Annotated in this window: 22 protein-coding genes and 1 tRNA gene; 11 read left to right on the forward strand and 12 right to left on the reverse strand. The window is 51.8% G+C overall.

Annotated features, from left to right (window positions below; all coding sequences use genetic code 11):
- Nucleotides 1–46 precede the first annotated feature (46 nt).
- Genes prfA through metW form a run of 7 tightly spaced genes read left to right on the forward strand, consistent with a single transcriptional unit; the run spans nucleotide 47 to nucleotide 5,922 of the window.
- Nucleotides 47–1,129, forward strand: a complete 1,083-nt coding sequence (gene prfA / locus ACT53G_RS10400; RefSeq protein ID WP_194749604.1) for a peptide chain release factor 1 — start codon at nucleotides 47–49, stop codon at nucleotides 1,127–1,129.
- 9 nt (nucleotides 1,130–1,138) lie between these two features.
- Entirely contained in the window at nucleotides 1,139–1,555 is a 417-nt protein-coding gene (locus ACT53G_RS10405) for a GFA family protein (protein WP_194749605.1), read from the forward strand.
- A 17-nt stretch (nucleotides 1,556–1,572) separates the two neighbouring features.
- Nucleotides 1,573–2,421 carry a DNA alkylation repair protein gene (locus ACT53G_RS10410; protein WP_476169368.1) on the forward strand — a complete coding sequence of 283 codons (849 nt, stop codon included), beginning with the start codon at nucleotides 1,573–1,575 and terminating at the stop codon, nucleotides 2,419–2,421.
- Complete coding sequence (gene prmC, locus ACT53G_RS10415) at nucleotides 2,422–3,294, forward strand: peptide chain release factor N(5)-glutamine methyltransferase (protein WP_476169369.1); 873 nt, start codon at nucleotides 2,422–2,424, stop codon at nucleotides 3,292–3,294. It abuts the gene before it with no gap.
- Nucleotides 3,295–3,336: 42 nt separating this feature from the next.
- On the forward strand, nucleotides 3,337–4,140 hold the full coding sequence (locus ACT53G_RS10420; protein ID WP_194749608.1) for a TIGR01458 family HAD-type hydrolase: 804 nt from the start codon (nucleotides 3,337–3,339) through the stop codon (nucleotides 4,138–4,140).
- Nucleotides 4,141–4,192: 52 nt separating this feature from the next.
- Nucleotides 4,193–5,320 (forward strand): homoserine O-succinyltransferase MetX, encoded by a 1,128-nt coding sequence (metX, locus tag ACT53G_RS10425; RefSeq protein ID WP_313984758.1) that lies wholly within the window; start codon nucleotides 4,193–4,195, stop codon nucleotides 5,318–5,320.
- Entirely contained in the window at nucleotides 5,317–5,922 is a 606-nt protein-coding gene (gene metW, locus ACT53G_RS10430) for a methionine biosynthesis protein MetW (protein WP_476144755.1), read from the forward strand. Before metX ends, metW begins: the two co-directional genes overlap by 4 nt.
- Before the next feature lie 19 nt (nucleotides 5,923–5,941).
- Here metW and ACT53G_RS10435 read toward each other — a convergent pair whose 3' ends face one another.
- On the reverse strand, nucleotides 5,942–7,957 hold the full coding sequence (locus ACT53G_RS10435) for a sigma-54-dependent Fis family transcriptional regulator (protein WP_476169370.1): 2,016 nt from the start codon (nucleotides 7,955–7,957) through the stop codon (nucleotides 5,942–5,944).
- A 168-nt stretch (nucleotides 7,958–8,125) separates the two neighbouring features.
- Between ACT53G_RS10435 and ACT53G_RS10440 the strand changes: the two genes are divergently transcribed.
- The 3 genes from ACT53G_RS10440 (at nucleotide 8,126) to ACT53G_RS10450 (ending at nucleotide 11,745) form a co-directional block, all read left to right on the forward strand.
- Nucleotides 8,126–9,994 carry a methanol/ethanol family PQQ-dependent dehydrogenase gene (locus tag ACT53G_RS10440; protein WP_194749611.1) on the forward strand — a complete coding sequence of 623 codons (1,869 nt, stop codon included), beginning with the start codon at nucleotides 8,126–8,128 and terminating at the stop codon, nucleotides 9,992–9,994.
- A 13-nt stretch (nucleotides 9,995–10,007) separates the two neighbouring features.
- Entirely contained in the window at nucleotides 10,008–10,328 is a 321-nt protein-coding gene (locus ACT53G_RS10445; protein WP_194749612.1) for a c-type cytochrome, read from the forward strand.
- A gap of 172 nt (nucleotides 10,329–10,500) precedes the next feature.
- Entirely contained in the window at nucleotides 10,501–11,745 is a 1,245-nt protein-coding gene (locus ACT53G_RS10450; RefSeq protein ID WP_476169371.1) for an AmpG family muropeptide MFS transporter, read from the forward strand.
- A gap of 918 nt (nucleotides 11,746–12,663) precedes the next feature.
- Here the strand turns inward: ACT53G_RS10450 and ACT53G_RS10455 are convergent.
- On the reverse strand, nucleotides 12,664–13,437 hold the full coding sequence (locus ACT53G_RS10455) for an exodeoxyribonuclease III (protein ID WP_476169372.1): 774 nt from the start codon (nucleotides 13,435–13,437) through the stop codon (nucleotides 12,664–12,666).
- A gap of 27 nt (nucleotides 13,438–13,464) precedes the next feature.
- Here ACT53G_RS10455 and pyrE point away from each other — a divergent pair, with 27 nt between their 5' ends.
- Complete coding sequence (gene pyrE, locus ACT53G_RS10460) at nucleotides 13,465–14,112, forward strand: orotate phosphoribosyltransferase (protein WP_476144761.1); 648 nt, start codon at nucleotides 13,465–13,467, stop codon at nucleotides 14,110–14,112.
- Nucleotides 14,113–14,154: 42 nt separating this feature from the next.
- Here the strand turns inward: pyrE and ACT53G_RS10465 are convergent, their stop codons facing one another.
- From ACT53G_RS10465 to ACT53G_RS10510, 10 genes are all read right to left on the reverse strand, one after another.
- Complete coding sequence (locus tag ACT53G_RS10465) at nucleotides 14,155–14,544, reverse strand: YidB family protein (protein WP_476169373.1); 390 nt, start codon at nucleotides 14,542–14,544, stop codon at nucleotides 14,155–14,157.
- Between the two features lie 168 nt (nucleotides 14,545–14,712).
- Nucleotides 14,713–15,798 (reverse strand): pseudouridine synthase, encoded by a 1,086-nt coding sequence (locus ACT53G_RS10470; RefSeq protein ID WP_476169374.1) that lies wholly within the window; start codon nucleotides 15,796–15,798, stop codon nucleotides 14,713–14,715.
- Nucleotides 15,799–15,842: 44 nt separating this feature from the next.
- Nucleotides 15,843–17,129 (reverse strand): biosynthetic peptidoglycan transglycosylase, encoded by a 1,287-nt coding sequence (locus ACT53G_RS10475; RefSeq protein ID WP_476169375.1) that lies wholly within the window; start codon nucleotides 17,127–17,129, stop codon nucleotides 15,843–15,845.
- 12 nt (nucleotides 17,130–17,141) lie between these two features.
- On the reverse strand, nucleotides 17,142–17,456 hold the full coding sequence (locus tag ACT53G_RS10480) for a (2Fe-2S) ferredoxin domain-containing protein (RefSeq protein ID WP_194749691.1): 315 nt from the start codon (nucleotides 17,454–17,456) through the stop codon (nucleotides 17,142–17,144).
- A gap of 31 nt (nucleotides 17,457–17,487) precedes the next feature.
- Complete coding sequence (locus ACT53G_RS10485; RefSeq protein ID WP_476169376.1) at nucleotides 17,488–18,441, reverse strand: energy transducer TonB; 954 nt, start codon at nucleotides 18,439–18,441, stop codon at nucleotides 17,488–17,490.
- A 15-nt stretch (nucleotides 18,442–18,456) separates the two neighbouring features.
- Entirely contained in the window at nucleotides 18,457–19,827 is a 1,371-nt protein-coding gene (mpl, locus tag ACT53G_RS10490; RefSeq protein ID WP_476169377.1) for a UDP-N-acetylmuramate:L-alanyl-gamma-D-glutamyl-meso-diaminopimelate ligase, read from the reverse strand.
- A 70-nt stretch (nucleotides 19,828–19,897) separates the two neighbouring features.
- Nucleotides 19,898–20,524, reverse strand: coding sequence for a thiamine phosphate synthase (gene thiE, locus ACT53G_RS10495; protein WP_476169378.1), 627 nt, complete (start codon nucleotides 20,522–20,524; stop codon nucleotides 19,898–19,900).
- Nucleotides 20,508–21,365 (reverse strand): bifunctional hydroxymethylpyrimidine kinase/phosphomethylpyrimidine kinase, encoded by an 858-nt coding sequence (thiD, locus tag ACT53G_RS10500; RefSeq protein WP_194749687.1) that lies wholly within the window; start codon nucleotides 21,363–21,365, stop codon nucleotides 20,508–20,510. Before thiD ends, thiE begins: the two co-directional genes overlap by 17 nt.
- A gap of 11 nt (nucleotides 21,366–21,376) precedes the next feature.
- Nucleotides 21,377–21,450: transfer RNA gene (locus tag ACT53G_RS10505), tRNA-Gly, on the reverse strand.
- A gap of 104 nt (nucleotides 21,451–21,554) precedes the next feature.
- Entirely contained in the window at nucleotides 21,555–25,217 is a 3,663-nt protein-coding gene (locus ACT53G_RS10510; protein WP_476169379.1) for a two-partner secretion domain-containing protein, read from the reverse strand.
- Nucleotides 25,218–25,406 lie beyond the last annotated feature (189 nt).

Here is a 25,406-nt window from a genome sequence, read left to right on the forward strand (position 1 = left end):
TCAAGATATCGGCCTCCGCTGACGCTTTGAATTTTAGGGTCCCACAATGAAACCAAGCATGTTGCAAAAGCTCGCCAACCTAAGCGAGCGTCTCGAAGAACTCAACCGCCTACTCAGCAGCGAGGGCGTGACTGACAATATGGATAACTACCGTAAAATCATGCAGGAACATACGGAAATCACCCCGATTGTCGAGCAGTATCACGTCTACGCGCAAACCGAGTCCGACATCAAAGAGGCACATGCCATGCTGTCTGACCCTGAGATGAAAGAGTTTGCCCAGGAAGAAATCGAGACTGGCAAAAAACGTCTGGAAGAAGTGGCGCTCACCCTTCAAAAGTTACTGCTGCCCAAAGACCCCAACGATGACAAGAATATTTTCCTCGAAATCCGTGCCGGCACCGGCGGCGATGAGTCTGGCCTGTTTGCCGGTGACCTGTTCCGTATGTATTCGCGCTATGCCGACCGGCAGGGCTGGAAGGTAGAAGTGGTCTCTGCCAACGAAGGCGAGGTCGGCGGCTACAAAGAAATTATTGCCAAAATTATCGGCTACGGGGCATATTCAAAACTCAAATTTGAGTCCGGTGGCCACCGCGTACAGCGCGTACCCGATACCGAAACACAAGGCCGGATTCACACTTCAGCCTGTACCGTCGCGATTTTGCCCGAAGTGGAAGAGGTGGGCGATGTAGAAATCAACCCGGCGGACATTCGTATCGACACCTTCCGCGCCAGTGGTGCAGGTGGTCAGCACATTAACAAAACCGACTCCGCCGTGCGTATTACGCATGCGCCTACCGGCATTGTGGTCGAATGCCAAGACGGCCGCAGCCAGCACGCCAACAAGGCGCAAGCCATGCAAGTGCTGGCCGCGCGCATTAAAGCCAAACAAGTCGATGAGCAACAAAGCAAAATCGCCTCTGAGCGGCGCAACCTGATCGGTTCGGGTGACCGCTCAGAACGTATTCGCACTTACAATTACCCGCAAGGCCGCATTACCGACCACCGCATCAACCTGACACTGTATAAAATTGATGCGATTACCGAGGGCGATATGGATGAGTTGATTAATGCGCTGGCGACTGAATATCAGGCGGATTTGTTGGCGAGTTTGGGCGAAGACGCCTAATCGAAAAATATGGTGACAGAAACTCATCTCCACCATCGAGGCAGTTGCCTATGTGAAACGGTGCACTATGAAGTCAGAGGCGCACTGGGAGAACTGGTATATTGCCACTGCCAGCGTTGCCGCAAAGCGACCGGCTCAGCCTTTATTGCAGTTGCCCCTGTGCCCAAGGCCAACTTCACAATAACGCAGGGCGAGACGGCACTTAAAACTTACCGCAGTGAAGCAGGGGTTTGTCGTGTATTTTGCAGTCATTGTGGCTCGCCCATCATGGCTTACCGCGAGAGTGCACCCGATATCTTGCGACTTCGAATCGGGACCCTAGATACGCCGCTCCCCACTCAGGTATCAGCCCATATCTTTGTTGGCTCAAAAGCAGACTGGCATGAGATTCACGATGATGCGCCCCAATATGTCGAGCGCCCGTGACTGAATCGTCCCCGCACATGACCCCATTTCGCATCCCTGTTGCACCGCGCAGTATCCAGAAAGACAACCCAATCAAGTTCTTGCTGGATACTGAAGCCGTCGACTGCTTGGCACATAATATCGGATTAGTGCATTCGGCTTTTGATGGACACGCATTCAAAAGCTTGGCGCTCACCAACATTGCAGCACTGGGGATTATGGACCGCTCAGCTCATATTGCTGCGGCATTAAAAGCGACCTTACCCGCAAAGTTTTCTGAAGCCACCGACATTCTGCTCAGCACACTCACACCGCCCAATGTATTAACCGAACGCCTCGGGCTGAGTGTGTTTTTTTATTTACCCCATACCCGCTTTGTCTCGGACTATGGGCGTGACCCCCAACACAATGGTGGTGAAGATCCTTTTGACACGGCCATGCGTGCCCAATATGAATTGACGCGCCGCTTTACCGCCGAATTTTCGATCCGTCCGTTCCTGATGCATGATTTTGAGCGCACCTTGAATCAACTGACCTTGTGGCTAAACGACGCAGATCCGCATGTGCGCCGCTTATGCTCTGAAGGCTGTCGTCCCCGCTTGCCTTGGGGCGCGCGTATTCACCAGTTGATTAAAGACCCCAGGCCAACACTGCCTATTCTGGAAGCCCTGAAAAATGACCCCAGCCTGTATGTACGCCGCAGTGTTGCCAATCATCTGGGCGATATCGCCAAAGACCATCCAGCATTGGCATTTGAGGTGTGTGAGCGCTGGCTGACTAATGCGGATAAAGACTTGAAATGGGTGATCCGCCATGCGGTGCGCCATCCTGCCAAGCAAGGCAACGCGCATGCGCGTGCTATCCGGCTGGCTGCGGGAGGAAAATAAATGCTGCCCACCATCCGCGCCTGCCTGGATGCTGCAAAAATCCAATTGATGCAAACCATCCCGGCTGACGAAGCCAGCATAGAAGCCCGCATGTTATTAATGGAGGTGCTCAAGGTGAACCATGCCTGGCTACTCGGTCATGCACTGGATTTGCTGGATACGCAAAAACAAGCGGACTTTAAGGTCTTAATTGACCGCCGCCTAAAAGGGGAGCCCATCGCGCATATTTTGGGCTATCGGGAATTTTTCGGACTCGCGCTCAGAGTGACGCCTGACACCTTGATCCCGCGACCAGATACTGAAACACTGGTAGAGGCTGCCTTGGAAAAAATCAACCAGCATGCGCGCGGCAAGCCGCTTGAAGTGTTGGACCTGGGCACAGGAACCGGGGCTATCGCACTCGCGCTGGCCAAACATGGACCAGACTGCCAGGTGACTGCGGTGGATGCCTCTGAAGCGGCCTTGGCCGTCGCGAAAGACAACGCTTATGCGCTGGGCATTGAGAATACGCAGTTTGTGTTAAGCGACTGGTTTTCAGCACTGGCTCCCAAACCTTACCATGTGATTGTGAGTAATCCGCCCTATATCGAAGCGGACGACCCGCATCTGCAACAAGGCGATTTGCGTTTTGAACCCTTATCGGCGCTGGCTTCAGGGGCAGACGGTTTGCAAGCGATCCGGCAGATTATTGCCCAGGCGCCTGGCTATTTGACTGAAAATGGATGGCTCATGCTGGAGCACGGTTACAACCAGGCGGACGCCGTGCAATCACTCTTAAAAGCATACCGTTTTACCGAGATCGTAACAGTGCGTGATCTAGGTAATCAGCCCCGAGTCACGTCAGGAAAATGGCCACTAGCAAAACCAGTATGATTTTTGCTAGATTGAAAACAAACCTTTATCTAAGGAGTTGTGATGCAGCCTATCCCTAATATTAAAGCCGTGCTATTTGACCTGGATGGCGTGTTGTATATCGGCAATCAAGTCATCAATGGCGCGATCGCGGCCGTGAAACAACTGCGCGAAGCGGGCATTGCAGTCCGCTTTGTTACCAACACTAGCACGCTATCCTTAGCGTCCTTGCAATCCAAGCTGAATGCGTTAGGCTTCAATGTAGTGCCCGAAGAAATCATGAGTGCACCACAAGCGACCATCCAGTACCTCAAAAAGCAGCCCAATCCGGTCTGTAAATTATTGCTGGCAGACGATGTGAAAAAAGATTTTGCCTGTTTTGATCAATCGGAAACCGCGGCCAATTATGTGGTGATCGGCGATATAGGCGACCGCTGGTCTTACCAACTACTCAATGAAGTGTTTACCTGCCTGGTGAATGGCGCGCAGTTAATTGCCATCCATAAAAACCGCTTCTGGCAAACCGAGACTGGCTTGCAAATGGATATTGGCGCGTTTGTCACCGGGCTGGAGTACGCCAGCAATACCAAAGCCATGCTAATGGGCAAGCCTTCGCAGCATTTCTTTCATATGGCCATCGATGCCTTACGGCTGAAACCTTCGGAAGTGCTAATGATAGGCGATGATATTGATGCGGATATTGGCGGTGCACAAGATGCGGGCTTGCATGGCATTCTGGTCAAAACTGGAAAATATCGCGAAACCTATACGCGCTTATCCGCCGTGGAGCCGGATGCGATGATTGCTTCAGTGGCAGATTTACCGGCATTGCTAGGCTGCTTTTCTGCCTCCGCCCATTCCTCCTGACCGGGTCAGCCCGGTCTCGCCGTTTCGGCATGCCGCATAGTATAATTGCGGCATGTTTGAATCGAATTCTGTTGGTATCGTTAAAGCGCAAGTTGCGCATTTCACCCGGCCGCTCACGCTTAAAAGCGGCGCCGTGTTGCCACAATACCATCTTGCTTATGAAACCTATGGTGAACTTAACGCGGCCAAAAGCAATGCCGTGTTGATTTGCCACGCCCTGTCTGGCAACCATCATGTGGCTGGCCGTTATACGCCAGAAGATAAATATCCTGGCTGGTGGGATAACCTGGTGGGTCCGGGCAAACCGCTGGATACCAACAAGTTTTTTGTGATCGGGTTGAATAACCTGGGCGGCTGTCATGGCAGTAGCGGCCCATCCAGCGTGGATCCGCTGACAGACAAGCCTTATAGCGCTACTTTTCCGGTCGTGACCGTAGAAGACTGGGTAGAGTCACAAGCGCGACTGCTAGATTACCTGGGTATTGACCAACTGGCGGCGGTGATTGGCGGCAGTCTAGGGGGCATGCAAGCGCTGCACTGGAACATTGTGTATCCCGAGCGTGTGCGGCATGCCTTTGTGATCGCCTCTGCACCCAACCTGACCGCACAGAACATGGCGTTTAACGAAGTGGCACGCCAGGCGATTATCACTGACCCCGAGTTTTTTGACGGCGATTATTACAACCATGGCACCGTGCCGCGCCGTGGCTTGCGCATTGCCCGCATGCTGGGTCATATCACCTATCTGTCAGACGATGCCATGGGTGAAAAATTTGGCCGCAAACTGCGTCATGGCGATGTGAAGTACAGCTTTGATGTCGAGTTTGAAATGGAGTCTTACTTGCGCTATCAAGGCGACAAGTTTGCCGGCGAATTTGATGCCAACACCTATTTACGCATGACACGCGCGCTGGATTATTTTGATCCGGCGCTGGATTTTGAAGGCAATTTGAGCAAGGCGCTCAGCCGCGCCAAAGCCAAGTTTGTCGTCATCTCGTTTACCACCGACTGGCGTTTTTCGCCTGCACGTTCGCGCGAGATCGTCCAGGCCTTGCTGGATAACGCCTTGCCCGTGAAGTATGCCGAGGTCACCTCGGCCCATGGGCATGATGCCTTCTTGATGCCTGATCCGCATTACCATGCCATCATGCGCGCCTATCTGGAGCAAATCAAAGTATGAAGAATGTAAATATTACCAATGTTCGCCCAGACTTTGCATTAATTACAAAATGGGTGCAAATGAAAGCCAAAGTGCTGGATTTAGGTTGCGCAGATGGCACGCTGCTCACGCACTTGCATCAAACACTAGGCATTACAGGCTACGGCATTGAAAAAGACGATGCCAATTGGTTGGCGGCATTAAAAAATGGGGTGGATGTGATTCAAATGAACCTCGAAGAAGGCCTGTCCGGCTTTGAAGACCAGTCGTTTGATACAGTCATTTTGTCGCAAACCTTGCAGGCCATGCACAATACTGAAAGCATCGTGCATGAAATGCTGCGAGTAGGGCGCGAAATCATCGTCACCTTCCCCAATTTTGGCTATTGGCGCAACCGCCTGCAAATCACGCTGGGCAACATGCCGGTCTCCAAAAGCCTGCCCTATCAATGGTACGACACGCCAAACGTGCACCTATGCACCATCCACGATTTTGACCATTTTTGCCGCCAGCACGACATTCAAGTGATTGAGCGCAAGGTAATTACCGACGGCCAGGATATCCACGTCTTGCCCAATCTGCTGGGCAACCTGGCCATGTACCGCTTAAAACGCGCTGCCTGATAACACCAAACCAGCCATTTCAAGAAAGATTGAGCGCTTTTAAGCGCCGGTAAAGCGTATTTCTGCTCAACCCCAGCTGACGGGACACCGCTGAAATATTGCCGCCATGTTGCAACATGGCTTGCCGGATCGCTTCATCATTTTGCACTTTCAGGCTGGCTGCTGGCAACGCGGCCATGCCGACCGCAGACGGCTCAGCATCTGCTTTTTTCGCCAGCATTTCATCCAGAAAGTCCTGCATCAAATGCTGGCGGCCAATGACGCCGCCATCTGCCAATGCCACCGCCGTGCGCAAAACATTATGTAACTGGCGTACATTCCCTGGCCAAGGATGCGCATTAAACAATGCCATGACTTCTTCACTCAAGCTGGCTTGCGGCGCCTGTTCAATTTGCAAAATCACTTGAATCAGCCTTGCCATATCCAGCCGCTCACGCAATGCGGGTAATTGCACACTCAAACCATTGATACGGTAATACAAATCACTGCGAAACTCACCCGCTGCCACTTTGTCTTTTAACTTCTGATTCGTCGCGCTGAGCAGCATAAAGTTGACCGGGATAGACTTGCTGCCGCCCAACGGCGTCACACTGCGCTCTTGCAAGACGCGCAACAAGCGCGCTTGCAGTGACAATGGCATATCGCCAATCTCATCCAGAAACAAGGTGCCGCCATCCGCTTGCTGGATTTTGCCAAGATTGCCTTTACGCTTGGCCCCTGTATAAGCGCCTTCTTCGTAGCCAAACAGTTCGGCTTCAATCAGCCCTTCTGGCAAGGCCGCACAGTTGACGGCAATAAACGGCTTGTGGCGGCGCGCACTGGCATCGTGAATCGCGCGTGAAAATAATTCTTTACCGGCCCCGGTCTCGCCGAGGATCAGCACCGGGATGTCCTTATCCAGCACCTGCTTGACCTGAGTGATGGCCAGCTTGAATTGCGGGTCGCCACTGTCCAGCAACTCCAGACTGGCGGCAGACTCTCGCGGCGCCAACGGCGGCATTTTTTTCGGAGCGGAAGGCGCCTGGCTCGCCGAGGCGCGGGCATATAACCGCGCGCCATTACGCAGATGCAGTGGAAATAGGACATCGGTATTTAAACCGCGTTGCTTGAACGCGATCCACGACTCGTCAAAAATATCTTCAAATGCAATACGCCGCGCAGACAGGCTATCCTGGTCCAGCGGCAAACCAAACTGGAACTGACCACTACGGTTGATCGTCTGTAGCTGGCCAGCCGCATCAAACAAAGCCACCCCTTCCCACAAGGTACCAATAAATTCTGGCCGCACATGAAAATGCACGGCGATTTCACCCTCTGCAGTGGCATGAAACAGCCGGTTTTCGACCATTTGCGCCGCCATTTTGACCAGGGCCAGCGTGTGCTGCTGTGGCGCATTAAGGTCGTTGGATACGTCCAGCGTCGCAACCAAATGGTTATTGGCAGCAAAGATAGGCACGGCGGAACAACTGAGTGAATGATGATAGGCCATGAAGTGCTCAGCCCCCTGCACACTGATGGCCAGGCGCTCTACCAGCGCGGTGCCAATGGCGTTGGTGCCCCGGTGCTCTTCGCTCCACGACGCACCAGGCAATAACGAAGCGCGGATCTGGTTTTCATCCACGCCTTCACCCATGGTGCGCAAAATCACCCCTTCGTGATCGGTCAAAATCACCAGGCTACGCGTATGGGCGATTTGCTCACTCAAGGTGATCATTTCCGGCTCAGCTTGCGCCAATAACAGGCGGTTTTTCTCCAGCCGCTGCGCCAATTCCTGGGCAGTAATAATCTGGTCTTCTGCCGGGGCTTGCTCATCCACGCCCTTGACCATGCAACGTCGCCAGGAGCGGGCAATCGCTTCGGCAATCGCGCGCTGATCATCACGCAAGCCAACTTGCGGCAGGGGAGTGGAGGAGGGGGAATACTTGTTGGGCATGGAAAACTGAACACCTGTCACATCGGATTGAACAACTGTACCAGTATGACACAGTCGTGAACAGTACAGGCTATCTTGCACAGAATCTCGAGCATTGATCATACTTTTATAACCTACTGATTTTAATATATTTTTTAAAAATTTTCAAAACATGATTGCGGTTGGCACACGCATTGCAATGAGTGATCAAGCCGTCACAAAAGAAGCATTTGTTAACGGCGTGTCAACACAACTCATCCAGCTTCAAAGCAACCATTTTGGAGGTTATTTATGCAACAACGTATCAAGCTTGCCATCAGCGCATTACTGTTAGGCAGCATCAGCACCAGCGTATGGGCAGATGCTGAACTGGACACTTTAATGAAAGATGACAACCAGTGGGCCATGCAGCGTAAAGACTACGCGAATCAGGGCTATAGCCGGTTGTCACAAATCAACAAAGGTAATGTCAAACAATTGAAAATGGCCTGGTCGTTTGCCACTGGTGTGAACCGCGGTCACGAAGGTGCACCACTGGTGATCGGCAATACCATGTTTATCCACACCGCATTCCCTAACAACGTGTATGCGCTGGACTTGAACGATGACCAGAAAATTCTGTGGTCTTATTTCCCTAAACAAAGCCCGGATGTGCAATCCGTCATGTGTTGCGACAACGTGAACAAAGGCTTGGGCTACGGTGACGGCAAGATTCTGCTGCAACAGAATAATGGCGTACTGGTCGCTCTGGATGCAAAAACAGGGGCCAAGGTTTGGGAAGTAACTGTCAACGACCCAAGAACAGGCGCGGCCAACACCAACGCTCCACACGTGTTTAAAGATAAAGTAATCACTGGCTGTTCAGGCGGTGAATTCGGTGTACGTTGCCATATCAGTGCTTACAACATCAAAGATGGCAGCCTGATCTGGAAAGCCTACAGCACCGGTCCAGACAGCGAAGTGATGATTGGACCAGACTTCAACAAGGAAAACCCACACTACAGCGCACTGTCTCTCTACGAAGACGTGAATGGCGGTAACAAAATGGGTGGTTCCTTCAAGAATCTGGACAAAGCACAACTGAAATTTCCAGAAGCCAACCTGGGTGTACGCACCTGGCTCAAACCACAACAGCAGAAAGATGGCTGGCAAAATGGCGGCGGCCCAACATGGGGTTGGTATTCTTACGATCCAAAATTGAACCTGATGTACTACGGCAGCGGTAACCCAGGTACCTGGAACCCAGACGTACGTCCAGGCGACAACAAATGGTCGATGACGATTTTTGCCCGTGACCTCGATACCGGCTTGGCACGCTGGGGCTACCAGATGACGCCACACGACGAGTGGGATTATGACGGCATGAACGAAATCGTGTTGTGGGAAGCAAACGGCAAGCAATTGGCCACCCACTTTGACCGTAACGGTTTTGGCTATACCTTTGACCGCACCAACGGCACGCTGCTGGTCGCTGAAAAAATGCACCCGTTCGTCAACTGGGCAACCAAGATTGATCTGAAAACCGGTATTCCGGTCAAGGATCCAAAATACTCTACGCACCAGGATTACAACGCAAAAGGCGTTTGCCCTTCTGCACTGGGTGTTAAAGACGAACAACCGTCCGCGTTTTCACCGAAAACCAAAACGTTCTATGTCCCGCTTAACCACGTGTGCATGACCTATGAGCCAGTTGAATCGAAATATGTGGCCGGTCAACCTTGGGTAGGGGCGACATTGACCATGTTTGCCGGTCCAGACGGCGTGATGGGTGGCTTTATGGCTTGGGATGGCCTCAAAGGCAAAGCTCAGTGGTACAACAAGGAGAAATTCTCTGCTTGGGGTGGCGCACTGGTCACCGCGTCTGATCTGGTCTTCTACGGTACGCTGGACCGTTGGGTGAAAGCACTGGATGCCAAAACCGGTAAAGAACTGTGGAAATTCCAAGTAGGTTCCGGCGTGGTCGGCAACATGATCACCTACGGTCACAAAGGCAAACAATACGTCGGCGTACTGTCTGGCATTGGTGGTTGGGCGGCCGTGGCGATGAACCTGGGCTTGACCAATGATACCGATGGCTTGGGTGCTGCCGGTGGTTACAAGGAACTGACTAAATACAACGCCGCACCTGGTGGTGGCGCCATGAATGTATTCAGCTTATAAGAGAGGAAGTCGCATGCAATTGTTTAACCAAACCTTGCTCGCCACGGCCTTGCTGGCTGCCACAGCCTCTGCCATTGCAGGGAGTGGCGCCGAGGCCTTGGCTCAAAAAAGCGGCTGCTTGCTTTGCCATGGCATCGACAAAAAAGTCGTTGGCCCTGCTTACAAAGAAGTCGCCGCCAAATACAAAGGTGATAAAACCGCTGAAGCCAAGCTGATCCAGAAGGTGAAAGCCGGTGGCAGCGGGGTATGGGGTGAAATGCCTATGCCACCGAACAGCCCACAAGTGAAGGACGAAGATATCAAGACCATCGTCCAGTGGGTGTTGAGTTTGTAGTTCCCCTGCGAAATAAGGCGTCGGTGGCCTGTGCAATATGGATGATTCACTTGCCCACTGACGTCCTGTTTCCAACCGTTTTACCATTGATCTCCGAGTGTGCCAACCCGCAAGGGTTGGCTTTTTTTTGCCCCAAAATTAGCCAAGCCTTAAAAGCGTTTACAATGCGGGCATGACGATCTCGCAAACCCTGTTTACACGCCGCATGCTGATGTGTGTCGCCCTAGGCTTCAGTTCTGGCCTCCCCCTGTATCTTTTGCTGCAACTGTTGCCTGCCTGGTTACGTAGCGAAGGCCTCAATCTCAAAACCATCGCCGCCTTTGCCTTTATGCAACTGCCCTATACCTGGAAGTTTTTGTGGTCGCCCTTGATGGACCGCTACAGCTTATTACAAGCACTGGGCCGCCGCCGCAGCTGGATACTGGGCACTCAATTCGCGCTGCTGGCCAGTATTGTGGGCTTGGGCATGTTCCAGCCGCAGCAAGAAATCAGCATGGTCGCCCTGCTTGCCACACTGGTAGCGCTATTTTCGGCCAGTCAGGATATCGTCATTGATGCCTACCGCCGCGAAACACTGAGCGATGAAGAGCTCGGGTTGGGCAACAGCCTGTATGTCAACGCCTATCGGATTGCTGGCTTGGTCCCTGGCTCGCTGGCCCTGATTCTGGCAGACCATCTGGCCTGGTCGCAGGTATTCTTGGTCGTTGGCCTGTTTATGCTGCCCGGTATCGGATTTACACTGTGGGCACAAGAACCCGTGATGGCCAGCGCGCCCAAAACCTTGCTCGCCTCCGTGATTGAACCTTTCAAGGAGTTTATCCACCGTAGCGGCTGGCAGCATGCCCTATGGGTGTTGCTATTTATCTTGCTTTATAAGCTGGGCGACAGCATGGCCACCGCACTCGCGACGCCGTTTTATCTTGACATGGGCTTCAGCAAAACCGATATCGGCGCCATTGCCAAAGGCAGCGGCCTGGTCATGCAAATCGCCGGTGCCTTCGTTGGCGGCATATGGATGCTGAAATTGGGTATTAACCGCGGTTTATGGACCTTTGGAGTCGTGCAGGCACTCTCCATCCTGGGGTTCGCCTGGCTCGCGGGCAGCGGCCCCTTTACCGAGATCGGTGCCCCAGAACGCAGCATGCTTGCGATTGTGATCGGCTTTGAAGCCTTTGGCGTTGGCTTGGGCACAGCGGCTTATGTGGCCTACATGGCACGCGAAACCAACCCCGCCTATACCGCAACCCAGCTCGCCTTGTTTACCAGTCTCTCCGCCGTACCGCGCTCCGTTTTTAATGCTCTGACTGGTGGCATGGTGGAGGCACTAGGATGGCAGCAGTTTTTTTATGTGTGCACTTTGCTGGCGATTCCGGGGATGTTGCTGTTGTTTAAGGTAGCGCCTTGGCGGGAAAAATAGTTTTCTCGCAGACAAATATGTTTCTTTTCGACTCTTGACGAGTTACTTTTCTTTGCTTGCACAGGCTGTGATTTACTTTTGAGTGCGCTTTGGGATTTTGGAAGGGTCTATTTCGCCTTTAGGCGACCATTCTTTCTTATGCTTGTCCATAAAAAAGAAGGCAAAGAACAAGACACCCTAGCTTCCGTTTCATTCCTGCGTTGCTCGCCAAAACAAGCGGTCACGCAACTCGACCTGGCAGCTCACAAAATACGTGAGCTGCTGCGGGACTCGAACAGTCGCTCCCTTCTTCCTTGTTTTGGCTGCGCTACTCGGCGCGTCAGATAGGGGCCCGAAAACCCATTAGCGCTACCCGTGGTGAATTAAAGAAAGAATTTGAGTTTTTGAACGGTCCAAATTTCAATAGTGTGAGTTTGGCAAGATGAATCCCATTCCATCACGCTGAGTAGCGGAGACGAAGTGGGGGATGTCGGCCATCGGCTGTTTGAGTTCCGCAAAAAGCCACGAAGTGTGTGGCTTGTCAGAGCGAGTTTCGATGGACGCCCACTTTGTTGATAACTAAGACTGCAGCGCAGTCTGTTACGGCGTAGGCTAACTTGCGCAGCAATGTTAAGCGTAGCGGCCGTAGCCAACAACGCAAGGAAGCCAAAGGCCGTGATGGCTGGGTGCCCTCTTCTTTGGCTTCGGCCGCCACTGCGTGGCTTAACCTAAAGGTTAGCCTTCGCCGCAACACTGCGTTAGTTGTGGTTACTTTCTGTGGGGCAAGCAACAGAAAGTAACTCGCCTAGAGGCGAAACAAACTCTTCATGCATTCGGCATCATATTAACAAAGTACTCACTAGAGCACTTGGATTCCGACCTACGTCAGAATGACAGAACGCACTATCCAAGCAAGCTAAAAAGAACAACCTTGCTTACTCAATCCGCATAATCCACAATCAACGGCGCATGGTCACTAAACCGTTCCGCCTTATACACGCTCGCCGCCATCACCTTCGCACCTAACGCAGGCGTTGCTAGCTGATAATCAATGCGCCAACCCACATTCTTGGCCCAAGCCTGCCCACGGTTACTCCACCAGGTGTAGCACGCATCGGTGGTGTCCGGATACAGCGTCCGATAAGTGTCGACCCAGCCGACACGTTGCAACACATCCCCCATCCAGGCGCGCTCTTCTGGCAAAAAGCCGGAATTCTTTTTATTACCTTTCCAGTTTTTGAGGTCGATTTCCTGATGCGCGATATTCCAGTCGCCGCAAATTACCACTTCACGCCCCCCAGCAATCAGGTGCTCCAGATGCGGCAGAAACTTCGCCATAACCGCAAACTTGAACTGCTGGCGCTCTTCGCCGCTCGAGCCACTCGGCAGGTATAAAGACACCACGCTTAGATTGCCGTACTGACATTCCAGATAGCGCCCTTCAGCGTCTATTTCGGCATGGCCCAAGCCAATAATCACCTTGTCTGCAGGCTGCTTGCTGTAAATCCCCACACCGCTATAGCCCTTTTTCTCAGCATAGTGAAAATAGCCGTGGTAACCAGGCGGCTGCAGCATGTCAGGCTGCATGTCACCTGCCTGGGCTTTGAGTTCCTGCAAACACACAATCTCGCCGCCACTATTCGCCAGCCAGGGCAAAAAGCCTTTGTTGCAGGCTGACCGTATGCCATTGAGGTTCAAGGTTATAATACGCATTGTTTAAATACTTTCTGCTTTTTTAAAATGACTGCCAACACACTCAGTGCCGATTTTATTGCTTTTTCCATCCACAAACAGGTATTGCGCTTTGGTGAATTTAAAACCAAAGCCGGCCGCTTGAGCCCATATTTTTTTAATGCTGGCCTGTTTGATGACGGCGAGAGCATGCTCAAACTGGGTGAGTTTTATGCAAACAGCATTCTACAGTCTGGCTTGCAATTCGACATGCTGTTTGGGCCAGCTTATAAAGGCATTCCGCTGGTGACGGCGATCAGCATTGCATTTGCACGTCTGGGCCATAATTATCCGTATGCGTATAACCGCAAAGAAGCCAAGGACCATGGCGAAGGCGGGACGTTGGTCGGGGCTGCATTGAAAGGCCGTGTGCTGATTATTGATGACGTGATTTCTGCGGGCACTTCTATCCGGGAGTCTGTTGAACTCATCCGCAAAGCAGGAGCCACGCCTTGCGCGGTCAGCATCGCCCTGGATCGCCAGGAAAAAGGCTTAGGGGAATTGTCCGCAGTGCAAGAAGTGGAACAGACCAACCAGATGCCGGTGGTCAGTATTGCTAAATTGGCCGACCTGTTTGCCTATTTGCAAGGCAACGAAAAACTGGCGCAGTACTTTCCAGCCATTGAAGCGTACCGCGCACAATATTGCGTACGCTAAGCCGGCGGATCCCACTAAAAAGCGAGCATCGGCTCGCTTTTTTTATTTCAGCATGCCCATCAAGCGCGACATGATAAGTGCCGGATTATTCTCCACCACACCATTCGGCGTTAATTGATTCACCACCTCGGGTAAATGTTCGGCAATTTTGCTGCTCAGCTCATCGGTCGTCATATTCAACTTACCGGCGATCCCGCTCAATACTGCAGTCCCCAAGGCAGCGCCGACTTGCTGAGCGCTCACATTCAAATTCGCCCCTGTGCCTACCCACGAATCGACCTGCTCGCTCAAGCCGCCGTTTTTCAGCGTTTGCAAAATACCTGCTAGGCCACCGTATTGTTGAAATAGCTCCATCGCCAGTTTTGCCAATGGACCTTTATCACCCATGACCTTGTTCATCATGGCCCCAGCCATGCTATCGAATAATCCCATTCTGGGCTGCTCCTAGTTAGTTGTCCAAATAGTTCTTCTTTTATTGCGCGGAAACGATTACCCCGGCCTGGATCCGCCCTAGGCCGGAACGACAGATCCCAAGAGCCAATCAATCTGCTTTAATAACTATCTTAGAAGTAGATTGTTTACCGATTCAGAAAAGACCAATCAAAAACGCTCATGCTCGCCCAAATACCGCCATTGTCCCGGCGGTAACTTACCCAAGTTGATACTGCCTATGCGAATCCGTTTTAAGCCGACGACGTGCAATCCCACCAGTTCACACATGCGTCGAATCTGGCGCTTACGCCCCTCTCGTAACACAAATCGCAGTTGATCTTCATTTTGCCAGGAAACTTTGGCAGGTTTTAACTGCACCCCATCCAGACTCAGGCCATGATTCAACAAAGCCAGGCCATTGGCACTGAGCTGACCTTCAACCCGCACCAAGTATTCTTTTTCAACGCTGGAGTCATCCCCGATCAGCTTGCGCGCAACGCGGCCATCTTGTGTGAGTACGAGCAGTCCGGTGGAGTCAATATCCAGCCGCCCGGCGGGGGCCAAGCCACGCAAATGGCCTCGCTTGAAGTCGATACCGCTGCTATCTTCGGGCCATTGATTGTCTGGATTGACCAATACCACTGCTGGTTCATAACCATCCTCAGCCTGGCCGCTAACGTAACCCACGGGTTTGTGTAGCAGAATGGTGACGGTTTCGGCCTGATGCTCTTTGGCATAGGCACTGATAATAATCTCGGCCGCTGGGTCAATGCGGGTGCCCAAGGTTTCAATGATTTCACCATTGACCTTGACCCAACCGTTCACGATCCAGTCGTCGGCTTCGCGACGTGAGCACAAGCCGCGGTCGGCCATGACTTTGGACAAGCGAGGCTGCTGGTCAATGGCAGCGGGCGCAGGGGCTGACGGGCGAGGGGGACGGTCATCGGTTTTTGCCATGCGTGGACGCTGCTGGTCGCGGTTGTATTGTCGACGGCCATCGTTGGCGGTGGGTGAGCGTCTCTCTTTTTGTTCGGGTTTGCCATCAAATGCACGTGGCTTTTTATCACGCACGGCTTTTTCTTTGCGTGCGGGTAGCGCTTGTGCGTCGGGCGCTTGCGGCTCGGCTGCAGCACGTTCTTTTTTGACAGGGGGCGCTTTGCTGCGGTCACGCAGCTCGGGTGAAAGTGGCCGCACCGGCTTTTCTCGTTTTTGTTCTGTGGCCGCGGGAGATTTATTGAGTTTGAGCGTAGACAAAGTAGTCGTCTCACCATAGAAAATGAATAAGACGCTATTGTAATTTATTTGACTGGCAGCGGACGAAAATTCAGGGTGCCAGGCTGTTTGCGGGCACTTTCTGGCATGTAGTGCAAAATACTTTCAGCACGCGACAATACGGGGTTTCTGGCAATAAACTGTTGTTTCCAGGCACGGTGCGGGTTGCGGATGATGCCCGCCAGCCAGGCGGCCTGAATCGGATTCATCTTGGCAGGCTCCATGCCAAAATAATAGTTGGCCGCTGCGTGTGCACCACACAGCCCCGGGCCCCAATCCACCGTATTCAGATACAAATTAAGAATCTGTGTTTTGTTTAAAGCGTGTTCAAGCTGCACCGCGTAGAGCAATTCTTCGATTTTACGCTTCCAGGTCCGTTCACCATTGGTGAACATGTATTTCACGACCTGCTGGGTGATAGTGCTGCCGCCTACCGCTTTATCCGTGCTTTCCTTACCTAATAGCTGACGCATTTGCGTGAGCACATAGCCGGGATGGTGCCTGAACTCGGCATCCTCGGCAATGATCACCGCCATCGGCAGCCAATGTCCCATGTTTTCATAACTGAGCCAGTGGACTTTTTCAGGATGTTTTTGCTCATCAAGCAAGGGGCAATCATACTGCACCGTCGACGCTGTGACCTTGCTGAGATCAAGCCCTGTCACTTGCAGCTGTTCAAGCTGAGGTTGTGCACTCCAGCTCTGCTTGGGCCAGCGCAGGGTGCCGCTGGCGCTAAGAATGCCTGAGACATGCGCCTGCGCGATGCTGGAGGAATGACTGGCCAAAGGCGCCAGCAAGCTCGCTAAGGGGGTAGCAGGCAGCGTCCAGTTAAGCTTTAAGGCGTGCATGGTGACTTTGCCTTCAAAGTTGATTTTGAAGGCGGGCGGGGGGGGCATTGCGGAAGGGATATTGGGGAGCGCTGAGGACTGCGCAACCAGGTGTCCGTGAAGTTGCTGGCCATTCAGCTTGAGCCATAACTCGACACTTTCCAGCATCAGGGGCTTATCACTCACTGATTTAGCGATTAACCAGCATTGCTGGCAGTGGACACGCAAGCCGTCTGCATCATACAAGCGGATCTGGCCATGGTGCAGGCTAAATGCCTTGTGGTCCAGCCACCAGCGGCCAACCGGCGAGGTCGCCAGCATGAACAGAGGCAACACACGGACCTGAACGCCACTGCCTATCGGCAGCTTTATTCGCCAGGCAGTTTTATCATAGGGCTGCCAAATCCAGGCGGTAACGGCGAACGTTGTCAGCAGGACAGCTGCCAAGAGCGTGAGTAACAGGCGTTTGCACCAGAGTCTGACCATGTTGAGCAATGCTTAGACCACCAGGCGCTCCACAACCTTGCCTTGCTGCAGATGACTTTCGATGATGTCGTCAATATCGCTTTCATCGACAAAGGTATACCAGACCGCATCTGGATAGACGACCATGACCGGGCCAACGCCACAACGGTCCAGGCAACCGGCACGGTTAATCCGCACTTTGCCAGCCCCAGCCAAGCCTTGCTGTTTGACCTGCTTTTTCATGTAATCAAAAGCCGCTTCGGCACCTTTGTTCATACAACAGTCTTCACCGTTTTCACGCTGGTTCAGGCAGAAAAAGACATGGTATTGAAAGTGGCTTGGAGTCATCTAAATTGCCTCAGTAAATAGGGACTGCACATTACTCAGTCGAAAGTTGGTCATCCCTGGTAAAGTTCCAGGTACGGGTAATACTCAGCACATCGGTATCCTGACGAATATCTTCGGTGAATACCGGAAACGGCGCGGCCAATTGCACAATGCGCCGTGCGGACTCATCGAGCAACCTGTGCCCGGAGCTGCGATGAATACGAATATCTTCTATCGACCCATCGGCCTTGATCGACACCGTCATCTGCAATTGACCATATAACTTTTGTGTTCGGGCCGCCTGCGGATAATTCAGGTTTCCCACACGCTCAATTTTTTGCCGCCATTGCTCCACATAATTCGCAAAGCGATATTCACGCGTGCGGGCACCGATAAATTGTCGCTTGGGGCGATTTTCATAGGCCTCCTGCTGCTTGGCAATCAATGCTTCCAGCTTGGCCATTTCTTGCATGGCAGCCAATTGCGGCTGTGATTGCTCTGGCAGCAATTTTGCCGGCGGTTGCTCTTTGCTGGATGGATGCGGCAATGTGGACGGCGCCTGCAGACTAGTGACCGATGTACTGGCTTTTAGTTGCGTCAGTAGTGCCAGTGCTTCTTGCTCCAGTTGGGTCACCCGCTGTTTTTCTCGAACCAGCTCAGACTCTTGCGGGGCCGCGGCAGGCGTTGCTGAGGCGGTGTTTGCCTGTGGCGTAGCGGGCAAGGCTGCTTGTAATTGCTGCACGCTGGGCAGCGGACTTTTCATCTGCCGCTTTTCATCGGTATTGCCGCCGCGATCGAGGTTGGCTTGTGCCAGCGCATCCGCTTTTTCTGGCGCACTGCGGGTTTTGCTGTTGACCAGCATCACCTGCAAAGAGGGAATCTGGTCTTTAAACGCCTTGAGTTCGGGCTGAAAATGGAGCGTCAGCAATACGGCGTGCACCAGTAAAGAAGCCCACAAGGCCCATACCAGTGGTGACTGTTTGCTGAAACCTTTCACGAGGCCCATGCGGCGTCTGCCTGTTTATCCCTGCAAAGCCTGCAATAATTTCTGGTGCACGCCGCCGAACCCGCCATTGCTCATCACCAGCACATGGTCGCCAGGTTTGGCCATGGCGCTTACAGCGGCCACTAACTGTGTCAGGTCATCAAAGGTTTGGGCTTTGTGCTGAATCGGCGCCAGCGCCGCTGCAGCATCCCAGCCCAGGTTGCTGGCGTAGCAAAATACGGCATCGGCATCGCGCAGGCTGTCGGGCAGGGCCTCTTTCATCACACCCAGTTTCATGGTGTTAGAGCGTGGCTCGAGGACGGCCAGAATGCGAGCTGCGCCCACTTTGGCGCGCAAGCCTGCAACCGTGGTGGCAATCGCGGTAGGATGGTGGGCAAAATCGTCATACACCGTGATTTCGTTAACCACGCCTTTGACTTCCATGCGGCGTTTGACGTTTTTGAATTCGCTCAAGGCCTCAATCGCTATGCAAGGTGCAACACCGACATGGCGGGCGGCGGCAATCACAGCCAGCGCATTATTACGGTTATGTTCGCCGAGCAAGTCCCAGCTTACATTACCCTGGCGCTCACCGTTAAAAAACACATCAAAACGACCTTGGGCGTCCACATGTTGCACTTGCCAGCCACTCGCGCTGTCTATGCGCTCCACGGCACTCCAACACCCGCGTGCAAGTACCCGGTCCAGGCTTTCTTGTTGGTTCGCGACCACCAGACCTTGCTGAGGCACGGTGCGCACCAGGTGATGGAACTGCTTTTCAATGGCGGCAAGGTCGTCAAAGATATCCGCATGATCGAATTCCAGATTATTCAGTACGGCTGTACGCGGACGGTAATGCACGAACTTGGAGCGCTTGTCGAAGAAAGCGGTGTCATATTCATCGGCCTCAATCACAAAGAAAGGGGAGACCGATTGCGGATCTTGCCTGGGTGCTTGTGGCAACCGCGCAGAAACACCAAAGTTTTCGGGCACGCCGCCAATCAAAAAGCCCGGCGCCAACCCGGCGTACTCCAGCACCCAGGCCAGCATCGAAGACGTGGTGGTTTTGCCGTGTGTCCCGGCCACCGCCAGTACCCATTTACCTTGCAGCACATTCTCTGCCAGCCACTGTGGGCCAGAAATATAAGGCAATCCCTGATTGAGGATTTCCTCCATTAAAGGATTGCCGCGCGTCACCACGTTGCCAATCACATAAATATCAGGCTCCAAGCCCGTTTGCGAAGGATCAAAGCCTTGGATCAACTCAATGCCCTGAGCCTCGAGTTGGGTGCTCATAGGCGGGTACACATTGGCATCACAGCCAGTGACCCGATGCCCGGCCGCCTTGGCCAGCACGGCGATGCCGCCCATAAACGTGCCACAAATGCCAAGGATGTGAATATGCATAGAATTTACCAGAACAGATTAACGCATGCATTTTACCAAACAACGTCTGGCAAAACGGTAGTGATGTGATTCAATTTGACGCAAATAAAGACTGATATGCCCGGCAACGGGCAGTGATATCGTCTGCCTGGAAAATATCGCTAATCACGGCCAGTGCATCCGCGCCAGCCGTGATCAATGGACGGGCATTCTCCAACGTTATCCCCCCAATGCCAACCACCGGCACAGACAACTGTTGCCTGGCTTGCGCAAATAACGCTGTCTCGGCACGCGGCGCATTCGGCTTGGTAGAAGAAGGATAACAGGCGCCAAAAGCCACGTAATCTGCCCCCGCAGTTTGCGCGTGTTCCGCCAGCGAAAACTGGTTATAGCAAGAAGCGCCAATGATTTTTTGTTTACCGAGCAGGGCGCGTGCCTGCGTGATGGCACGGTCATGCTGACCCACATGCACGCCATCTGCATCCAGATGAGCGGCCAGATCAACATGGTCATTAATCAAAAAGGGAATCTGCGCGCCACGGCATAATGCCAACAAGGCTGCCGCTTGCTCCAGACGCAAGGCCTCGGTGGCCGTTTTATGACGGTATTGCACAATGGCAACGCCTCCACGCAAGGCCTGCATCACCTGTTCGCACAACAGTGCAGTGTCATCACAATCTGGCGTGACCAGATACAAACCTTTAATGCTGAAGCTCACTCGCTTTTTCCTGTACCTCGGACTCACGTGCCCAGAAGAAACGGTCGGGAATAAATTGCCCCATGCCCGGCCTAAAAGCGTGACGCAGGGTTTGCCAGGTAAATTCCTGTGCTTCGTGCACGGCTTCTTCCATACTCAAGCCATGTGCCAAACATGCGGTGATGGCACTGGTGAGCGTGCAGCCAGAGCCATGATAACTGCCAGGCAAACGCTCCCAGTGATAATCCTTGATCAGGCCAGGCGCCCCATTTTGTAAACCATACAAACTGTTAACGACGTCATTTGAACGCTCGTGCGTGCCCGTGATCATCACATATTCAGCCCCCATGCCCAGCAGGCGTAGCGCACATTCTTCAAGCGAGCTATGCTTCACCTCGTCGCTTTCATCGTAATAGGCCAGGCGACGGGCCTCCAGGCTATTAGGCGTAATCAGAGTGGCTTGCGGGAACAAGAGCTCGCACATCGCGGCCTGCATTTCTTCATTCGACAACTCGTCGCCGCGGCCGGATGCAAGAATCGGATCGATGATAAGCGGCACATCCGGGTAATCAGCCACAATCTCGGCAATCACTGCCACATTTTCAACGCTCCCCAGCAAACCCAATTTAAACGCGCTGACGGAGACATCTTCCAGAATGGTGCGTGCCTGATCATTGATCAGGTCTGCATCCAGTGGCATCACGCTCTCTACCCCCACTGTATCTTGCGCGGTAATGCCAGTAATCACTGACAAGGGGTAGCACCCGATGCTGGATAACGCCAGAATATCGGCCTGCACACCTGCACCACTGCTGGGATCTGTGGCCGCAAACGTTAAAACGGTGGGAGGGGTATTTGCCATGAAAAATCCTTTGGAGCGGCTGACGGGAATCGAACCCGCGTATCAAGCTTGGGAAGCTGGCGTTCTACCATTGAACTACAGCCGCAGATGAACGGGCTCTATTTTACTTGGTGTTAGCATGAATACAAAACATTATTCAGCATAAAAATAAAGCCGGACAATTGCCCGGCTTTATTAACACTCAACACATTAAATACAATTCGAGTTCACACCATCCGGCAATTTAACGCCAGAACTCAGGATAGGCGTACTACCCAGGTGATCTTCATTCACGGGACAAGCCACTGCATCCGGATCGTCGTCATCACCCGCAGCAGGGTTCAGAGACACGATGGTCATCGTATTCAAAGCAGGGTTAGTTCCGACCAGGCCACCTAAACCAGCGTTGTCACGTGGTGAGATATTCAACGTTGTAGTCGTAGGGGTTGTAGGGGGCGTTGGAACAGCCAAAATACTAGCTGTAGTCGTTGCGGTATTATTAACCAGTGTATAGTTACCTGCATCTACACCACCTAAAGTGATGCCACTGATATTAACAGTTTTACCAGCACCTACGGCACTATCAATAAACTGTCCGTCAGCTGTCGCCACTGTCAGCTGATCATTACCCAATCGTCCATTAAATATTGCAGCACCCGTATTTAAAGAGGCAAGTGTATTTCCATCAAAAACTTTGTCATTGGCTGTGATACCTGCCACCGTGGAGACTGTAGCAGGCGTAATTTTGCCTACAGCACCAGTCGCAGCTACTGAAGTCTGATTATTAGTTAATGTATAACCATATACTTGCCGCACGACACTCGCACCATTCCGAAACCCTGTGTTAGTGACACTTACAATAGAGACAGGATTCGTGGTTACAACTTTGTTATCACCTACATTTTTGTTGTCATAAGTCGCCGAAACCAATTTACTGTAATTAATCACATCGTTATCACGCCCTTCTTTCACCAAGTCCAGACCAGCGATGCTTGCATCCGTAGTCGTGTCATAAACCTTGGTTGCAGTCCCACTTACTTTTGGATCAATTACAATTGTTTCAGAATAAATCAACCCATTGCCTTTGGCTGCGGCATTTATCTGCTGCGAGCCACTTTTTACGGCATCATAGCTGGTACCGTATTGTTTAAAGTCGTATCCATTCAGAATTTTTGAGCCACGTTGACCAACATCCGGTGATTGGGAGTAAATCAACCAACGCCCATTAGAACCAGTTGAAATGTCAAAGTTATTTGTATTTTTGTATCCTACAGCAGCGACCATAGTTACTGCATCAGCGGAATTGCTTGTAGTAACAATGTTCCCTTTTTGAATAATATCTTTACCAGCACTGACAAAAATATTTGCAGAGTTTCCATTCACACCAGTACCAGTTTTAGCACCCGCATTATTGGTGATACCACCAAAAGTGACATCGCCAGTGGTTGCTACCAAATTAACGGCACCCGCAACGCCACCAGACTTATTCGTACCATTACCGTCTGCACCAGATGCAGTGATCTTTCCAACTGTGAGGTTAGTGCCCGCGGTAATATTTATACCCCCCGCGCTCTTACCATCAGTATCACTTCGCCCCACACCAGCACTGGTATTGATATCACCCGTTTTAATTTCTCCTGCTGCATTCATGGTGACTTTAGCACCGAGATTATTAATTCCACCATTGGCGTTAACATTGCCCGTAGTTATGTTGCCTGCTGAGCTAGCCAAGGTTACATCTCCAGATAGCGTTGAACTCGCCGATGTTGAGCCAGCATCTCCAGCACTGGTAGTAATACTGCCAACAGTAATATTATTTACTGTATTGATAGTAACCACTCCACCTTGTCCACCACTGCCTAATGTCTGATTAGAAACTGACCCACTCGTATTGATATTACCCGTCATGGTCAGACTGTTGGCCTTAATCTCTACATTGCCACCATTGGCACCAGTACCAGGACCAACTGCTACACCAGCAGCATTAATATTGGCATTGCCAAGGTTTATATCCCCTGTAGCCTCCATTTTTACACCCCCAGCAATACCATTGAATATATTGCCTGTCGTGTTGATATTCCCTGTGGTCTGCGTTATGTTCGCGGCGGAAAGGAATACCCCTCCACTCCCACTTGTGATATTTGCGTTGATATTAATATCGCCGCCATTTTGACCATCTTTATCTGCTGTCAAACTAATCGAGCCAATTAACCCTGATTGAATATTTGCATTTACATTGATATTGTTATTTGCTTCCATTCGGATACTGCCATTAGGCAAGGTCATGGAAACCGGACTTTTGACTGTAATGTCATTGTTAGCTTGTAAAAATAATTCGGTAAACCCTTGGACATTCGATATATTGATTACGGTATTTGCACCAGAATTATCGGCAAAGGCCACATCAGGCGTCCCTGTTGCTTGATCCGTCAACGGTGTAGGCGCCGTATTATCCAAAGTAATATTCTCTGGATCAAACAATATACTACCGCCTATGCCATTGGCTGCGCCGACATTGACATCACCGAGCATGGCCAAGTGCTGCTTGCCAGAGACCTCAACAAACCCACCGTTACCTTTTGACGCACCACCTTGTGCAGAAATATTCCCATAGTAACGGGTTAAATCATCTGCCCAGACCACCACTTTGCCGCCATTGCCTTCTTGAATGGCATCCGCTTTGATCGTTGCACCGCTGGCTACATAAGTGGTTCTAGCGTTGTAAACCGCGTCATTTTTACCTTGATAATCACCACCGACCAATACTTTGCCACCGCCTTTATCGCCAGAAGCATCAAGCACAGCGCCGTTCATCAAAGCCACTTGCTCACCTGTGACCTCAATGGTGCCGCCAGTAGTGTTCAGACCTTTCGCAATCAGGCGACCAGACACTTCAACCTTGGCATTATCGCCACCCTCCAGACGGATGACGCCATTACGTTCGACCAGTTGATTGGCTTCCACAATCCCGGAGATATTGATGGCTGAGGCACGGGCATTGGTTGCCATTTGCACAAAGCCGCCATCGGCATAAATGGAACCACTGTTCTTAATGGTGGCCTCGAGTGCACCACCAGACAATTTGGTTTTAACCAGCCCATTGCCAAAAAAGTCCAATGTCGCTTGTTGGGCAGAGCCCAATACCACACTACCGTTGCTTGCGACCAAGGTACCACTGTTATCGACGGTTTTGCCTAAGAGAACAATGTAGCCTTCATTTTTTGCTTTGATGACACCATAGTTTTCCACGTTACCAACGATACTGCCCACGGCAAAATTGTATTTGCCTTTAATAAAGTCATCATTAGAAATGTCCAAACTGGAGGCAACGATATTACCGACATTCACTTCTGCACCGTGACCAAATAAAATCCCGTTTTGGTTAATCAGGAACAGGCTTCCATTGGAATTAAGTGTGCCCATGATTTCGGAACGGCTATCTCCGATTACACGGTAGAGCGCACGGCCAGCATCTGGCATCACAACATCTAGTTGATGGCCTTTTTCTACACCAAACTTGTAAAAATCAACAATATTGACATTGGCTGTATGGGTATACTGAGTATGCGTACTGCTCAAATCTTTGACTGCCAGATCACCCGCAACCACCCCAGCAACCACATTGGTATCAGCAAAAGAAGTCAATGGAGCGATGACCGCAGCAAATGCACTTGCGACAAGCATGCCACGTTTGGCAGAAGAGGTGATAGCACCAATATGTCGCTTGCCTACATAGCCAGAAGCCGGTTCAGGCACTTTTCCACTGACACTGGACTTACCTTGCGCGCGCGCGGTTTCTGCAACGGCAACCCAAGCTTGCTGAAGCCGACTCCACACAAGACGGTAGATATGGTTTAAGGATGCTGCTTTCATGACACTTCTCCTTGTTAATAATAAACGCCACCGATCTCATGACCAGTGGGTTACCATTACTTCTCTCATATTCCTGATATGAATGTAATTTTGGTTCAGGAATTTTTTTTTGTATGTAGCCCAGTATGACTAATGCCTACTCATCCGAGCTACTTATTTTATTTTTGCCAGGCCGAGGCCTGTTGGTTT

It is taken from the genome of Methylophilus sp. DMC18 (assembly GCF_056314005.1).

Excerpts from the sequence above, each read along its gene's own strand:
- mpl (WP_476169377.1), bottom strand. The coding sequence starts at position 19,827 with ATGCATATTCACATCCTTGGCATTTGTGGCACGTTTATGGGCGGCATC.
- pyrE (WP_476144761.1), top strand. The coding sequence starts at position 13,465 with ATGACTGCCAACACACTCAGTGCCGATTTTATTGCTTTTTCCATCCAC.
- ACT53G_RS10455 (WP_476169372.1), bottom strand. The coding sequence starts at position 13,437 with ATGCGTATTATAACCTTGAACCTCAATGGCATACGGTCAGCCTGCAAC.
- ACT53G_RS10450 (WP_476169371.1), top strand. The coding sequence starts at position 10,501 with ATGACGATCTCGCAAACCCTGTTTACACGCCGCATGCTGATGTGTGTC.
- ACT53G_RS10465 (WP_476169373.1), bottom strand. The coding sequence starts at position 14,544 with ATGGGATTATTCGATAGCATGGCTGGGGCCATGATGAACAAGGTCATG.
- thiD (WP_194749687.1), bottom strand. The coding sequence starts at position 21,365 with ATGGCAAATACCCCTCCCACCGTTTTAACGTTTGCGGCCACAGATCCC.
- metX (WP_313984758.1), top strand. The coding sequence starts at position 4,193 with ATGTTTGAATCGAATTCTGTTGGTATCGTTAAAGCGCAAGTTGCGCAT.
- ACT53G_RS10445 (WP_194749612.1), top strand. The coding sequence starts at position 10,008 with ATGCAATTGTTTAACCAAACCTTGCTCGCCACGGCCTTGCTGGCTGCC.
- ACT53G_RS10510 (WP_476169379.1), bottom strand. The coding sequence starts at position 25,217 with ATGAAAGCAGCATCCTTAAACCATATCTACCGTCTTGTGTGGAGTCGG.
- metW (WP_476144755.1), top strand. The coding sequence starts at position 5,317 with ATGAAGAATGTAAATATTACCAATGTTCGCCCAGACTTTGCATTAATT.
- ACT53G_RS10435 (WP_476169370.1), bottom strand. The coding sequence starts at position 7,957 with ATGATCAATGCTCGAGATTCTGTGCAAGATAGCCTGTACTGTTCACGA.
- prmC (WP_476169369.1), top strand. The coding sequence starts at position 2,422 with ATGCTGCCCACCATCCGCGCCTGCCTGGATGCTGCAAAAATCCAATTG.
- ACT53G_RS10440 (WP_194749611.1), top strand. The coding sequence starts at position 8,126 with ATGCAACAACGTATCAAGCTTGCCATCAGCGCATTACTGTTAGGCAGC.
- ACT53G_RS10405 (WP_194749605.1), top strand. The coding sequence starts at position 1,139 with ATGGTGACAGAAACTCATCTCCACCATCGAGGCAGTTGCCTATGTGAA.
- ACT53G_RS10410 (WP_476169368.1), top strand. The coding sequence starts at position 1,573 with ATGACCCCATTTCGCATCCCTGTTGCACCGCGCAGTATCCAGAAAGAC.
- ACT53G_RS10475 (WP_476169375.1), bottom strand. The coding sequence starts at position 17,129 with ATGGTCAGACTCTGGTGCAAACGCCTGTTACTCACGCTCTTGGCAGCT.
- ACT53G_RS10485 (WP_476169376.1), bottom strand. The coding sequence starts at position 18,441 with ATGGGCCTCGTGAAAGGTTTCAGCAAACAGTCACCACTGGTATGGGCC.
- ACT53G_RS10420 (WP_194749608.1), top strand. The coding sequence starts at position 3,337 with ATGCAGCCTATCCCTAATATTAAAGCCGTGCTATTTGACCTGGATGGC.
- prfA (WP_194749604.1), top strand. The coding sequence starts at position 47 with ATGAAACCAAGCATGTTGCAAAAGCTCGCCAACCTAAGCGAGCGTCTC.
- ACT53G_RS10480 (WP_194749691.1), bottom strand. The coding sequence starts at position 17,456 with ATGACTCCAAGCCACTTTCAATACCATGTCTTTTTCTGCCTGAACCAG.